Below are 15472 nucleotides of genomic sequence, written 5' to 3'. Positions count from 1 at the left end.
ACGCCTCAAAGAACAATGTAGTTCTTTGAGGCGTTTTCTTTCAACTCACATTATCAAGATTAAATCGCTGAATGGAAGTCATTTGATTTAGGCGGAGAGGCTGCTTTTTTTATAAGAATTTCCCATATGTGTACGGATTTCTTCCATTCTGCTGCGGCCTGTCCCTTTTGATACATAGCGTTCTCATAACTGAAAGTAAGTTGTTGCATATGAGCCGAGTTGTAAAGTGTATCAATGTGGAGAGCATATTCTCGGAATGTTTGACTTTCCCCTCGTGGTATACCAATTCTGCCAAATTGTTTTAAAAGTGCACCGTAAGCTTTGCTATAAACAGCATCATCTTTTCGGTATTTGTAGAAAAGAATAATAAAAAATGTAATCCATTTCATTCTAGTGGTGAAGAGAATGTATCCGATGATACTAATTGGTATCGTAGAGAGGAATACGTACCACCAAGAAAGTCCATTTTTAGAATTTGTAAGCTTTTTAGTAGGAGCGTCTTCTGTATCTTCAATTAAACTTTTGAGCTTTGCTTCATTGTTTCTTTTGTGCATTTGCGCATTTTGAGAATTAGTTTCTTCGCTATTTTGTAAAGTAGGAGCAGGAGTATTATTTGTGAAATTATAGGGATTGGTAAATCCTTTTGTTGGTTCGAATGGAATCCATCCGTATCCTGGGAAATATACTTCGACCCAAGAGTGTGCGTTATCGTTCGCGATTTTAAATACATCCTCACCTTCTGCACCAACTAGTGTGTTATCAAGAGTTCCTTCTGTATAACCTTTTACCCATCGAGCAGGAATCCCAGCAGAACGAAGTAATACAATCATAGATGTCGAAAAATTATTACAGTAGCCGCTTTTTGTATCAAAAAGGAATTGATCAACATAATCTTGATTTTTGGCAGGGAACAACACATTCATTGTTTCATATACGAAAGAATGGTCGGTGAAGTAATTTTCAATAGCTAATACTTTATCATATCGGTTGTCTTTATCATTTGTTAGGTTAACAGCTAAGTCTCTTACTCGCTGCGGTAATGATTCGGGAAGTTGCGTGTACTTTGTCATGAAATAAGGATTTGTTTCTTGACCTTCATTCGTTTTTACAGCTTTCAAGTTTTCTATGGAAAACTCCGGGACCCCATATGTTACTTTATATGAATGTAAAGTAGTAGAAGAACCTCCGTCCATCGTATAGATTTTTTCAGAAAATGGGTCAACGCTGTATGATACATCTGAAGAAGCCTCAACTGATATTAACCCTGCTGGATAGGTAAGGTGAGGATATCTTTTTTGCATGTTGATTGTTGCCTGAGTTGTCTCTGTTTTTGTATTTTGTTCGTACCAGCTCACGACGTCGTTTTTATTTTTAAAAGAAACCTTTTTTTGATTTTCAGAAACTTCCCAGCCTTTTCCTGTATAAAAATCTTTCGTTTCGACTCTCCAATATTGTTTGTTTTGCGTTTGTGCTGTGAAAACAATTGTAGGATCTGCCTTAAAAGGACCGCCTAATCGCGAGTCATCTAAACCATACCCAATTTTAGAAACTTCTTGTTTTTTACTTGCTTCGGATGTGTTGAATTTTAAAAAATCCATTGGGTTTGGCCATTGAGGGCCAAATTTTGGAGCAAAGTATGCGATAGTTGCTGACAATACAATAAATATTGTAAGAGGTTTAAGTAATTTTGAGATTTCTCTAGCATAATTTTGTAAGTGTTCCATCTCTTTTATTCGTTCTATGCGGAGAAGACTAAGCATAAAAAAGCCGATGACAACAGTACGAATAATAGCGTAGTTTGCATGATATAAATGTAAGTTATGAAAAACGGTGATATAAATAATAGTCAATATAAGAAATAACAGCCCGCGTTTTTTATGAATCATCCAAAAAGAGATGAAAGCACTCAAAAACCAAAAGGATAAAAAAAATAAAAGTGTTGGAAAAACTGGAGAAACATCTAGCAAATTCCCCTGAAACAACAAGGAGGAATTTCGAGAAATATCAGTAAAAAATTTCATTAGCCAAGATGGATTTATAAAAGCGTTTTTATAATATAGGAAATGAATGATGAATAAAATTGTGACGATCTTTATTGGAATCTGCCACCTTGTTTGAAAAAAAGAGAGCGTGAAGCAAATCCCTATAAATATTACAAAAACATCCAATCTACCTACGTTTGTAATACCTATAAGGGGCCTTAGCCATTCTAGTAAAAGTAGAAATGCGCATGCATGCATGAAAAATCTAGTCATATCCCATTGTTTTTTTTCCTGTAATGTTATCATTTGCTCACCTCAAAAAACACGTTTGTATACTGGTTTCCATAAACCACATTTACAAATATTTGTCGTTTTTGTAGAGTTTCTAGAATACTGAGTTCTCGGTGTGAGAGTTGATTTGCTTTTTCTTTTACGACAAACACCATTAATTTTCTATTTTTTATAGCAGCAAAGTCAGCCGCCTTTTGAATATCGGGAGAAAGATCGCTTGTCACGAGTATAATCGTGACGGGCTCATAAATTTTTCTTAATTCCATTTCTACACTCCGGGAGAGCGGGAATACACTATCTGCTTGTACTTTCGCTAAATGACAAAAGATTTGATGCAACTGACTATCCCCATTGTCTAAAGGGAAAAAAGTTCGTTCTTTTCCGATAGATACGAATGACGCCGGTGAATTTTGCTTCAAGACAGACCTGACAATAGAGGCAGTAAATGTGACGACTGATTCGAATAGAGGGGATGGGGTTCTGTCCATGAATATCATAATATTATGGCTGCGCTGTTGTTCAAACTCTTTCGTCATAATGTTGTTTGTTCGTGCAGTTGCTTTCCAATCAATCCATGAAAAGCGGTCACCAGGTTTATAGTCTCTCACACCGACAGAAATGGTAGAGTCTTTTACTAAATTTATATTTGCTGAAAGTGCTCCTTGTTCGAAATGATTTTCCATTTGTCGATATGTTATATCTACATACTGAGGGTAGACTAAAAATGTATCTGGAACTGAAAAAGTTACTTCTTTCTCCATCATACCGAATAGATCACCAGTTTTGACACGTACGCTTGAAAAAGTGTGCTCTCCTCTAGGTATTGTGTCAATTGCATATTGAAACGAAATATTTCGTTTTAACCCTGGAAAGAGTATTACTTTATTCATCTTCGTTTTCCTACAATTTGTAAATTGTGATGGCAGTTCATCTTCTATAATTAAATAAAGTAAGGGAAATGGAAAACTTCTTTTTATTGTAATCGTGCTTAAAAATGGTTCTCCTGCTACATATTCGTCTTGATTTGTTCTTCGTTTTACCTCGGCGTTCCGTAAAGCATAGAAGGGAAGCAGTAGTGAATAAAGGCCGATAGGAATTGCACTGTAAAACAAAAACCAACTTACAAATCCACCTTGAAGCATAGCGTATACAAATGTTAAGACTAGGCATAACGGAATGAGTGATAACTTAGTAAAATGATAGAGTGCTCGGAGTATCCGTTTCATTAAAGGTTCATCTTCCTTTGAGTAGGTACGGTAGTTCGCGCAACGATTTTTGTGATAACTTGTTCTCCTGTAATTCCTTCAAATTTTGCTTCCATTTTTAGAATGAGTCTGTGAGCCAATACGTAAGGAGCTAAAAATTTAACATCGTCTGGAATAACATAATTTCTACCATGGATGAATGCATAAGCTTGTGAAGCTTTCATTAAAGCAATCGAGCCACGTGGACTTGCACCTAGTTGTATAGAACTATAAGAACGAGTCTGACTAACAAGCTTTACAATGTAATGCTTGATTGCTTTGTCCATGCTTATTTCCCGTACGCTTTGTTGTAAATAAAGTAATTCTTCTATTGTTGTAATAGCTTGTAAATGGGAGAGGGGATTTGTTTTTTCCATCCTGTTTAAAATTTCAAATTCTTCTTCTGGTGTAGGATATCCCATTTTTAGCTTCAATAAGAAACGATCGAGCTGTGCTTCTGGTAAAGGATATGTTCCCTCATATTCGACCGGATTTTGTGTAGCCATTACAAAGAACGGTTTTGGTAACGGTCTTGTCATGCCATCTATTGTAATATTGCCTTCTTCCATACTTTCAAGTAAGGCAGACTGTGTTTTTGGAGATGTACGATTAATTTCATCAGCAAGTATAAAATTCCCCATGATTGGTCCAGGCTTGAATTCAAATTGGAGCTCTTTCGGATTATAAATAGAAACACCTGTTACATCTGACGGCAGTAAATCAGGTGTGAATTGAATGCGCTTGTAATCAGCATCAATGGATTTAGAAAGAGCACGTACTAACATTGTTTTCCCAACGCCAGGAACATCTTCTAATAGTACATGACCTTCAGCTAAGAGAGCTGTCAAAGCTAAGATCGTTTCTTTTCGCTTTCCGACCATTAACTTTTCAATATTGTTAATTATTTTTTCTATAATGGGATGTAATGAATCAAGCTGGTGCATCGTAATCCTCCTAATGTTATTATCATTTTCTAATCTATTTAGTGGAAAATAGAATTTATCTCTCTATTTGCGAGTAGTAAAACTCTTATCTTAAGTTCTGAGAATATTCAGATTATTCATCGCGATTACATCTAGTATAATTGTTTCCGGAACTTAGGGCAATATGGTAAATAATGATTTCTCGTTTTATGTGAAATACGTTTTGATATAGAATAGTATCGTCGGTAAAAGTAGAAGAGGGGAAGGAAAGATTGACCTCAATGAGCAAAATAAATAGCGTAGGAAACCCTACGCGTAAAGTTTGGAACATATATTAATACGCCGTGTGATTAAAATGTATAGGAATAAAATAAAGTCGGCTTCACATGAAGAGGCCATCTATTTAAATTAATACACTCCTTTATTTCTGGCCTTAGTGACTCTATTTACTTCTCTATTAATCTCATAAGCACTATTAAGGTAATAAATTCTTATACTATCATTACTCTTGTCTTACTTATAGTAAAAGTAGATTATTATTAAACTTATCTATCCAATATTTCTCTGATGTAGGTATGAATTCAGTGAAATCTTCATATGTACCACTCCAATCTTTTGGTACATAGTTTTCATATGAGGCCGGTTCTGGAAACATTGAATATAGTATTTTATTATCAAAGTTAATTAATAAGACTGGACTAAAATCTAATAGATCTTCTCCTGCATTTTTCATTTTAATATTTTCAAGTAGTAAATAATTTAATTCTTCTTTAGTTGTTTTATATTGATTAATCCTTACTAAAAATACTTCTACATTTTCATGATCTAATACTTTTATTCCATTTCTTTCTTCCGTTTCGTCATTATCTTCAATGCTTATACCTAAATTTTTATATGCATTATCTAATTTATTATAATCTAAAAACCATAGTTCTTTATCTGTTACATACCATCTAAACTCATTTTTATATATGACGGCTACTATAATGTTTTCTGCATAAAGCGGTTCTAATATCATAATATTCTCCTTTTATTATTATCTTAAAGTCCTGCCATTCTGGTGTATTCTTCTCTTCATTCAATCCAAGTTGCTGACAATTCATATAGATTTCCTGGCGTTTTTTGTTCAACTATTTTCAGGATAGTTACCCTTGGTATGGTGGATTTAAAGTATTATATTTTCATTTGTTAATTCATCTAACGATTTAGGCATATCAAATTTAACTACTCCCAAATTACTTCCTCTATTATATAAGAAATTTTTTGCATATCTGTACTTCATCTTAACCTTTGCTAGAAGCAAGGAAGTAATTTAACAGTCAGTGAAGGATATGAACCCTCCACAATGATTAGATTTTCACTTTTTTATATTTTTTTCGGAATTTTTGACAATCTCTTGAACTGTGCGAAATGTCACATCTGTATTTTACAACCTCTCTTATAGTAAGGGTATGTAAGAGAGACGTATTAAAGGAGTGAACAGTATGAAGAAGAAACATTCAGCACTAATGAGACGTTTAAAATATTTTTCGCCAATAGATCGTTATAACGATAATCATACACAAGAAACATATGAAGATCGCGAATGGGAGAATGTGTACAGAAAGCGTTGGCAACATGATAAAGTAATTCGTTCTACACATGGCGTGAACTGTACTGGTTCATGTAGTTGGAACATTTATGTGAAAGATGGAATTGTAACTTGGGAAGGGCAGGAGCTTAACTATCCAACAACAGGTCCAGATATGCCTGATTTTGAACCGCGAGGATGTCCACGTGGAGCAAGTTTTTCTTGGTACATCTATAGTCCACTTCGTGTGAAATATCCGTATGTACGTGGTGTTCTTTGGAGTATGTGGCAAGAAGAACTACAAAATAACGAATCACCACTAGACGCTTGGAAAAGTATTGTGGAAAACCCTGAAAAAGCACGAAAGTATAAGCAGGCACGTGGTAAAGGAGGATTCGTTCGTGCGAATTGGGATGAAGTATTACAACTCGTTTCAGCTTCTTTACTTTACACAGTAATGAAATACGGTCCAGACCGAAATGTTGGTTTCTCACCAATTCCAGCTATGTCGATGTTAAGTCATGCAGCTGGTAGCCGCTTTATGCAACTTATGGGCGGGCCGATGCTTAGCTTCTATGATTGGTACGCGGATTTACCACCAGCTTCTCCGCAAATTTGGGGTGATCAAACAGATGTACCAGAAAGTAGTGACTGGTATAACTCTGGTTACATTATGACATGGGGTTCAAATGTTCCGATGACGAGAACACCAGATGCACACTTTTTAGCAGAGGTTCGATATAAAGGAACGAAAGTTGTTTCTGTCAGTCCTGACTTCGCCGAGTCAACAAAGTTTGCGGATGATTGGATTAGTGTGAAACAAGGTACAGACGGTGCACTTGCGATGGCAATGGGGCACGTGATCTTACAAGAATTTTACGTAGATAATCAAGTGGAATACTTCACAAAGTATGCGAAGCAATACACTGATTTTCCTTTCTTCGTCACATTGAAACAAAAAGGAGATCAATTCGTTGCTGATCGTTTCTTAAATGCTTCTGATATTGGACGCGAAACGAAGTTAGGAGAATGGAAACCTGTACTATGGAACGAAAACACGAATGATTTTGCAACACCTCAAGGCACAATGGGGTCACGTTGGGATAACGAAAAGAAATGGAACTTACGTTTAGAAGATGAACAAACAGGTGAAAAGATTGATCCACGCCTTTCTTTACTTGGAATGGAAGATGCGGTTGGTACGGTACAAATTCCGTACTTCTCTGATGATGGAAACAAAGTATTAGAACGCACAATTCCAGTGAAAAAGGTTATGACAGAAGAAGGCGAAGCGTTCGTTACAACTGTATACGACTTAACGTTAGCAAATTACGGTGTGAACCGAGGACTTGGCGGACAAGAGCCGAAAGACTTCAATGATGATATGCCGTTTACACCTGCATGGCAAGAGAAAATGACGGGAGTGAAACGAGAGCTTATTATTCAAATCGCTCGTGAGTTCGCACAAAATGCTGTTGATACAAATGGTCGTTCGATGATTATTGTTGGAGCTGGTATTAACCATTGGTTTAACTCTGATACGATTTATCGTGCCGTTTTAAATCTTGTTCTTCTCGTGGGGGCACAAGGTGTAAATGGCGGCGGTTGGGCACATTATGTTGGCCAAGAAAAGCTGCGTCCAGCAGAAGGATGGCAAACGATTGCGATGGCAAAAGATTGGCAAGGGCCACCAAAATTACAAAACGGTACATCTTTCTTCTATTTCGTAACAGATCAATGGCGTTATGAAGATACACCTGTTGGCCATTTAGCATCACCAATTGAAGGTAACTCACGTTATCAACATCACGGTGATTATAACGTATTAGCAGCACGACTCGGCTGGTTACCTTCTTATCCGACATTTGAGAAAAATGGAATTGAATTATATAAAGAAGCTGTTGCCGCTGGTGCAACAACGCAAGAGGAAATCGGGAAATATGTTGCACAAAAATTAAAAGAAAAAGAACTGAAATTTGCGATTGAAGATCCAGATAACAAAAATAACTTCCCGCGCAACTTATTCGTATGGCGTGCAAACTTAATTTCAAGTTCTGGTAAAGGACACGAATATTTCTTAAAACATTTATTAGGTACAACAAACGGGTTAATGAATGACGATAGTGATTCAATACGACCAGAAGAAATTAAGTGGCATGAGGACGCACCGGAAGGGAAGCTTGATCTACTTATTAATTTAGATTTCCGCATGGCTGGAACAGCACTTTATTCTGATATCGTCTTACCAGCTTCAACTTGGTATGAGAAGCACGATTTAAGTAGTACAGATATGCATCCATTTGTGCATCCATTTAACCCAGCAATCGGTTCACCGTGGGAAGCACGATCTGACTGGGATATTTTCACCGCTCTTTCTAAAGCTGTGTCAGATTTAGCGAAGAAAATCGATCTTGAACCAATGAAAGAAATCGTTGCAACACCACTTCTTCACGATACACCGCAAGAATTAGCACAACCACTCGGCAAGATTAAAGATTGGAGCAAAGGCGAGTGTGAACCAATCCCAGGTAAAACGATGCCACAAATTCATGTTGTCGAAAGGGATTATAAAACGATTTATGAAAAAATGACAGCGCTTGGGCCAAATGCTGGAAAGCAACCGATTGGTACGAAAGGGATTTCTTGGTCTGCAGAAAAAGAATATGAGCAATTAAAGAGCCGATTAGGAGTTGTTCGAACAGATTCTATTGCGAAAGGTTGCCCAGACATAAAAGAAGCAATCAATGCTGCTGAAGCGGTATTAACACTTTCTTCTACAACAAACGGTCACATGGCTGTAAAAGCATGGGAAGCACTTGAAAAACAAACGGATTTAAAACTACGTGATTTAGCAGAAGAACGTGAAGAAGAATGCTTCACATTCGAACAAATTACAGCACAACCGAAAACAGTAATCACTTCTCCAGCCTTCACAGGTTCTGAAAAAGGTGGACGACGTTATTCACCATTTACAACAAATGTGGAACGTCTCATTCCTTGGAGAACGATAACTGGTCGACAATCTTTCTACTTAGATCACGACATGATGAAAGAGTTTGGTGAAACGATGGCAACATTTAAGCCAATACTGCAACATAAACCTTTCCGTAAATCTAGACCTGAAGTAGAAGGAAAAGAAATTACACTAAACTATTTAACACCGCATAATAAGTGGTCGATTCATAGTATGTACTTTGATTCCTTGCCGATGTTAACGCTGTTTAGAGGTGGTCCAACTGTTTGGATGAATAAAGAGGATGCGGAAGAAGCTGGAGTTGCTGATAATGATTGGATCGAGTGCTTTAACCGTAACGGTGTTGTCGTAGCACGTGCTGTTGTAACGCACCGTATACCGAGAGGAATGGCATTTATGCACCATGCGCAAGATCGCCACATTAACGTACCTGGTACGAAATTAACAAGCACCCGCGGGGGAACACATAATAGTCCAACCCGTATTCATGTTAAACCAACACATATGATTGGTGGATATGGCCAATTAAGCTATGGATTTAACTACTATGGTCCAACTGGGAACCAGCGTGACTTAAATGTCGTAATCCGTAAACTGAAGGAGGTAGATTGGCTTGAAGATTAAAGCACAAGTCGGAATGGTAATGAACCTAGATAAATGCATCGGCTGCCATACTTGTAGCGTAACATGCAAAAACACCTGGACAAATCGTCCAGGTGCTGAATATATGTACTTCAATAACGTAGAAACGAAACCTGGTATTGGTTATCCGAAGCAATGGGAAGATCAAGAGAAATATAAAGGCGGCTGGGAATTGAAAAATGGTGAAATTCAGCTGAAATCTGGTTCGAAAATGAAACGCCTTATGAATATTTTCCACAATCCAGATCAACCAACAATCGATGATTACTTTGAACCTTGGAACTATGATTATGAAACGTTAACAAATAGTCCGCAGCGTAAGCATCAACCAGTTGCTCGTCCGAAATCAGCAATTACAGGTGAATTTATTGACAAAATTGAATGGGGTCCAAACTGGGAAGATGATTTAGCTGGTGGACATATAACAGGATTGCAAGATCCGAACGTAAAGAAAATGGAAGAAGAAATTAAAACAGATTTTGAGAATGTCTTTATGATGTATTTACCACGCATATGCGAACATTGTATGAATCCATCTTGCGTATCATCTTGTCCATCTGGTGCGATGTATAAACGTGAAGAAGATGGGATTGTTCTTGTGGATCAAAACGCATGTCGGGCATGGAGATTCTGTGTATCGTCTTGTCCATATAAAAAAGTGTACTTTAACTGGCAAACGAATAAAGCTGAGAAATGTACAATGTGTTTCCCGCGTATTGAAGCTGGTATGCCAACGATTTGTTCGGAAACATGTGTAGGACGTATTCGATATATTGGGGTAATGCTATATGATGCTGATAAAGTAAAAGAAGCAGCTTCTGTTGGAGATGAAAAAGATTTATATGAATCTCAGCTTACTGTTTTCCTAGATCCAAATGATCCTGAAGTAGCAGCTGAAGCGAAAAAACAAGGCATTCCTGAAGAATGGATTAAAGCGGCACAACAGTCGCCAATCTATAAAATGATTATCGATTGGAAAATTGCTCTACCTCTTCATCCAGAGTATCGTACAATGCCAATGGTTTGGTATATACCGCCACTTAGTCCAATTATGAACATGGTGGAAGGGAAAGGAAGCAACTGGCAAGCAGAAGAGATTTTCCCTGCTATCGATAATATGCGTATTCCAATTCAATATTTAGCGAACTTACTCACTGCAGGAGATGAATCACACATTCGTCTTACATTAAAAAAAATGGCTGTCATGCGAACGCATATGAGAGCACTGCAAATTAATAAAGAACCAAATGAAGCTGTATTAAAAGAACTTGGTTTAACGAAACAGGATGTAGAAGATATGTATCGTCTTCTTGCTATCGCAAAATATAAAGATCGCTTCGTCATTCCGGCCACTCACCGCGAACAAGTTGCAGATTTATATAACGAACAAGGAAGCTGTGGTTTATCATTCGCAGGTGGCCCAGGCTCTTGTATGACAATTTCTTAAATAAAGGAGGCAGAAAAATATGAAACAAAGTTTACAAACTGCTTTTTCCTGTTCTTCATTCCTTCTCTCCTACCCGGAACTAGGGTGGAGAGAAGATGTAACTGAATTACAAGAAGAGATTGCAGCAATTGAACAGGAAGACGTTAAAGTATCACTTACAGCATTTGTAAAACAGGTGCTAGATAAAACGAATGATCAACTCATTGACAGTTACGTATATACATTCGATTTTGGTAAGAAAACAAATATGTATCTTACTTATATGAACACTGGTGAACAAAGAGAAAGAGGTATTGAATTACTAGAGTTAAAACAACATTATAAAAAATCTGGTTTTGAAGTAACAGATAAAGAACTCCCTGATTATTTACCGCTATTACTCGAATTTTTTGCAAATGCAAATGAGCAAGACAGTGAACTAATTATGAGTAAATACAAGGGGAACATACAAGCATTACACGTTCAGTTAAAAGAAGCAGATAGTATGTATGAACCAATTCTTGCGGCTGTTCTACTCGCTATCGATGCATGGGGTGTACAGACAAATTAGAAAGGAGAGTTGTTAAAATGATGGATCAATTTCTATGGGTATTGTTTCCCTATATCATTTTTGCAATCTTTATCGGTGGACATATTTTCAGATACAACTATGATCAATTTGGATGGACATCAAAATCTAGTGAACTATTAGAAAAGAAAATGCTCCGAATCGGAAGTATATTATTCCACTTTGGGATCATGTTCGTAATTGGCGGTCATGTTATGGGGATTTTAATTCCAGAAGCTGTATATCGTTCAATAGGTATTTCTGAGCATATGTATCATGTAGTAGCAATTAGTTTCGGGCTTCCGGCAGGTGTTGCTTCTATCATCGGTTTAATTATATTAACATACCGCCGTGTAACGGTAAAACGCATCATTGCAACGAGTACAAAGGGAGATTATATTGCGCTTATTTTATTACTTATCGTTATGATGGCAGGGCTTTCTTCAACATTTTTAAACATCGACTCAAAAGGATTTGATTATCGTACAACGATAGGTCCTTGGTTCCGAAGTCTCTTTATTTTCCAACCGAAAGTTGAATATATGACGGAAGTACCTGTATGGTTTAAAATTCATATTCTCGCAGGCTTAGGGCTTTTTGCAGTATGGCCATTTACTAGACTGGTACATGTATTTAGTGCCCCAATTAAATATGTAAGCCGTAGTTATGTAATTTACAGAAGACGTATTCCAAATGAATTGAAAAAATGATTTAGTTTTATATGTTTAGTAATTTATAAGGAAAGCCGAGATCTAATTGGAGACCTCGGCTTTCCTTATAGGTATAAGTATCTAAATAAGATGCTAATCAATGCTACAAACAGAAGCAGAGCAATCTTCACAAGCAATTGCACATTTTAAAAATTGTAAATCGTGAATTGTAATCTTTCCTTTATGAATAGAAATTGTACCTTGCTTTTTTAATTCATTTAACATTCGATTTACACTTTCACGTGAAGTTGCACAGAAATTAGCAAGTTCTTGATTCGTTAATGGTAAATCGATGAGAATTCCATTTTCTTTTAAAACACCATAACTATTTGTCATTCGTATGAGAGTAGAATATAGGGCACCTTTTTTGCCGTGTAATACTAAATCTCGAAACTTCGTCTGCATTCTTCTTAAATGTTCACTAATCCATTTCATAAATTCAAATACAAGTGCGGGCTTTTGGAGTAATGCTTTTTCTAACGCTTCACGCTTTATAACGCCTACTTCAACATCTTCAAGGCATTTTGAATTTAATAAATACTTCGCATTGTCCGTGAACAATGTTAATTCTCCGATAATGTCATATTCCGAACAAATCCGAAGTGTTAATTCTTGCCCGTCAGCACTTAGTTTACTAATTTGTACTTTTCCTGAGTGGACGATATAGAGTTCTGTCGCGTCCATACCTTCTTGAAAAATAAAACTTCCTTTTTTAATCTGCATTTTATATTCAACAGATGCAAGTAATTCCTTTAAATCTTGAGATAATGTCATACTGTTTGTCACAGCAATCACCTTTCTTCTTATAAGCAATACATTTCCTATTTTGAGTGTAAATATGCTGAAAATGCAAGAGCTATTTTAAAAATAATGTAAAATTTCAATGACCGTAAGTAGTAAGGGGATGGAGATGTGAACAAAATTCGAACAGATTTGTGAAGAATTTTTGAATGGGGAAAGTAATGTGAGAAAAGTCACATTGAATATGTCGCTTCTTTTTTATAATGAAGGCAAATAAAAAAATTGAAAGCTTACTAAGGATTGCAGCAGAAAAGAAGGGATATAGATGCACGAGAAAATGAAAGATTCTTTAGAACGACCACTTCAAGATTTACGTATTTCAGTTATTGATCGTTGTAATTTTAGGTGCACATATTGTATGCCTGCTGAAGTGTTCGGGCCTGATTACGCTTTTTTACAAGAAGAGTTTTTATTAACGTTCGATGAAATAGAAAGATTAGCAAGATTGTTTATAAGTATGGGAGTCAATAAAATTAGGCTTACTGGCGGCGAACCTTTATTGCGTAAAGACTTACCGCAGTTAATTGCAAGTCTTACAAAGCTAGAAGGTTTAAAAGATATTGGGCTCACAACAAACGGTATACATTTAGCAAAACAAGCTAAGGCGCTAAAAGAGGCGGGATTAAAACGTGTAAATATTAGTTTAGATGCGATAGAGGACCATGTCTTCCAAAAAATTAACGGAAGAAATGTAAGTACAAAACCTGTACTGAAAGGAATTGAAGCAGCAAAGACTGCTGGATTAGAAGTAAAGGTAAATATGGTCGTAAAAAAAGGGATGAATGATAGTCAAATTCTTCATATGGCTCGTTATTTTAAAGAACAAGAAATTCAGCTCCGTTTTATTGAGTTTATGGATGTGGGCAGTACGAACGGATGGAATTTTGAACAAGTTATTACGAAGGAACAATTAATAGAGACGATTAATCGTGTATATCCGATAGAGCCCGTTAAGCCTAATTATTTTGGAGAAGTTGCGAAATTGTATCGATATGTAGGGAGCGATGCAGAAGTTGGATTTATTACTTCAGTATCTGAGTCATTTTGTTCCTCTTGTACGAGAGCTCGTATTTCGGCAGACGGTAAGTTTTTTACGTGCCTATTTGGAACGAAAGGAACGGATTTACGAACGCTTCTTCGAGAAAATATTCCTGATGCATCACTATTAAAAATTTTACAACATACGTGGCGATATAGAACAGATCGATATTCAGATGAAAGAACGGCGGAAAGTACAAATAAACGTCCAAAAGTTGAAATGTCATACATTGGCGGATAGCGAAAGGAGGATTCCCTATGCAAGGGCGATATTCAAGGCAAGTATTGTTTTCTGGAATTGGTGAAATGGGTCAAAGAAAAATAAGAGAAAAGCATGTGCTCTTAATCGGTGCGGGTGCACTAGGAGCTGCAAATGCAGAAGCACTCGTAAGGATGGGAATTGGGAAATTGACAATTGCCGACCGTGATTACGTCGAATGGAGTAATTTACAGCGGCAACAGTTATATACAGAAGAAGATGTACACCAGTGTAAACCGAAAGCAATTGCAGCGGCAGAACATGTAAGAAAGATTAATTCTGAAGTGAAAATTATACCAGTTGTAACGGATGTCACAATGCAAGAAATAGCAGAGTTAACAAAAGAAGTGGATCTTATAATAGATGCGACTGACAATTTCGATACGCGCCTACTTATAAATGACATTTCACAAAAAGAAAATATACCTTGGATATATGGTGGCTGCATTGGAAGTTACGGTGTAACGTATACAATTCTTCCTGGGAAAACACCATGTTTTCGCTGTCTGATGGATCATCCTATGGGCGGTGCAACATGCGATACAGCCGGAATTATTCAGCCAGCTGTACAGATGGTTGTTGCTCACCAAGTAACAGAGGCGATAAAAATATTGGTGGATGATTTTGAGGCGCTGCGAGGAACAATGTTATCATTTGATATTTGGAACAATCAATATCTCTCATTAAAAGTAAATAGACAGAGAAAAAGTACATGTCCATCTTGCGGGAAATCACGAACGTATCCAAGTCTAGCATTTGAAGCGCAAATGAAAACGGAAGTGTTATGCGGACGGAATACAGTTCAAATCCGTTCAGGAATAAAGAGAGATCTTAATTTAACCGAAATTCAAAAACGATTACAAAAAAGTGTACATGTCCAAAAAACACCGTACTTACTATCATTTCTAATTGATCAATATCGTTTCGTTTTATTTACAGACGGTAGGGCATTTATTCATGGGACAAATGATGTGAAAATAGCAAAACGATTATACGCAAAATATATGGGATAAAGAGTAAGAGGGTTTCAATTTATTAAAACGA

At 36.7% G+C, this 15472-nt stretch carries 11 protein-coding genes; 6 read left to right on the top strand and 5 right to left on the bottom strand.

The window, feature by feature from the left end; all coding sequences use genetic code 11:
- Nucleotides 1–59: 59 nt before the first annotated feature.
- The 4 genes from JDS82_RS11020 to JDS82_RS11005 form a co-directional block, all read right to left on the bottom strand.
- Nucleotides 60–2288, bottom strand: a complete 2229-nt coding sequence (locus JDS82_RS11020) for a transglutaminase TgpA family protein (RefSeq protein ID WP_199713245.1) — start codon at nt 2286–2288, stop codon at nt 60–62.
- Nucleotides 2285–3499 (bottom strand): DUF58 domain-containing protein, encoded by a 1215-nt coding sequence (locus tag JDS82_RS11015; RefSeq protein ID WP_088081380.1) that lies wholly within the window; start codon nt 3497–3499, stop codon nt 2285–2287. The genes JDS82_RS11020 and JDS82_RS11015 overlap by 4 nt, the downstream gene beginning before the upstream one ends.
- The gene (locus JDS82_RS11010) at nt 3499–4461 is read right to left on the bottom strand and encodes an AAA family ATPase (RefSeq protein ID WP_088081379.1); all 963 of its coding nucleotides are present in this window, start codon (nt 4459–4461) and stop codon (nt 3499–3501) included. The genes JDS82_RS11015 and JDS82_RS11010 overlap by 1 nt, the downstream gene beginning before the upstream one ends.
- Nucleotides 4462–4957: 496 nt before the next feature.
- Nucleotides 4958–5458, bottom strand: a complete 501-nt coding sequence (locus JDS82_RS11005; protein ID WP_088081378.1) for a hypothetical protein — start codon at nt 5456–5458, stop codon at nt 4958–4960.
- Between the two features lie 466 nt (nt 5459–5924).
- On the opposite strand from JDS82_RS11005, the gene JDS82_RS11000 reads away from it, so the two are divergent.
- Genes JDS82_RS11000 through narI form a run of 4 tightly spaced genes read left to right on the top strand, consistent with a single transcriptional unit; the run spans nt 5925 to nt 12330 of the window.
- Nucleotides 5925–9608, top strand: a complete 3684-nt coding sequence (locus tag JDS82_RS11000) for a nitrate reductase subunit alpha (protein WP_199713243.1) — start codon at nt 5925–5927, stop codon at nt 9606–9608.
- The gene (gene narH / locus JDS82_RS10995; RefSeq protein WP_199713241.1) at nt 9598–11073 is read left to right on the top strand and encodes a nitrate reductase subunit beta; all 1476 of its coding nucleotides are present in this window, start codon (nt 9598–9600) and stop codon (nt 11071–11073) included. Before JDS82_RS11000 ends, narH begins: the two co-directional genes overlap by 11 nt.
- A gap of 19 nt (nt 11074–11092) precedes the next feature.
- Complete coding sequence (gene narJ, locus JDS82_RS10990; protein WP_199713240.1) at nt 11093–11623, top strand: nitrate reductase molybdenum cofactor assembly chaperone; 531 nt, start codon at nt 11093–11095, stop codon at nt 11621–11623.
- Between the two features lie 17 nt (nt 11624–11640).
- Complete coding sequence (gene narI, locus JDS82_RS10985) at nt 11641–12330, top strand: respiratory nitrate reductase subunit gamma (RefSeq protein ID WP_000969202.1); 690 nt, start codon at nt 11641–11643, stop codon at nt 12328–12330.
- 93 nt (nt 12331–12423) lie between these two features.
- Here narI and JDS82_RS10980 read toward each other — a convergent pair whose 3' ends face one another.
- On the bottom strand, nt 12424–13116 hold the full coding sequence (locus JDS82_RS10980) for a Crp/Fnr family transcriptional regulator (RefSeq protein ID WP_064449668.1): 693 nt from the start codon (nt 13114–13116) through the stop codon (nt 12424–12426).
- Between the two features lie 280 nt (nt 13117–13396).
- Between JDS82_RS10980 and moaA the strand changes: the two genes are divergently transcribed.
- Together moaA and JDS82_RS10970 are read left to right on the top strand one after the other, a co-directional pair.
- The gene (gene moaA, locus JDS82_RS10975; RefSeq protein ID WP_199713238.1) at nt 13397–14410 is read left to right on the top strand and encodes a GTP 3',8-cyclase MoaA; all 1014 of its coding nucleotides are present in this window, start codon (nt 13397–13399) and stop codon (nt 14408–14410) included.
- A 17-nt stretch (nt 14411–14427) separates the two neighbouring features.
- Nucleotides 14428–15441, top strand: coding sequence for a molybdopterin-synthase adenylyltransferase MoeB (locus JDS82_RS10970; protein WP_064056656.1), 1014 nt, complete (start codon nt 14428–14430; stop codon nt 15439–15441).
- Nucleotides 15442–15472 lie beyond the last annotated feature (31 nt).

Origin of the sequence: Bacillus cereus group sp. N14, assembly GCF_016483555.1 — a bacterium.
GTDB classification, from domain to species: Bacteria; Bacillota; Bacilli; order Bacillales; family Bacillaceae_G; genus Bacillus_A; species Bacillus_A wiedmannii.
This window is presented reverse-complemented; position numbering and strand designations above follow the sequence as displayed.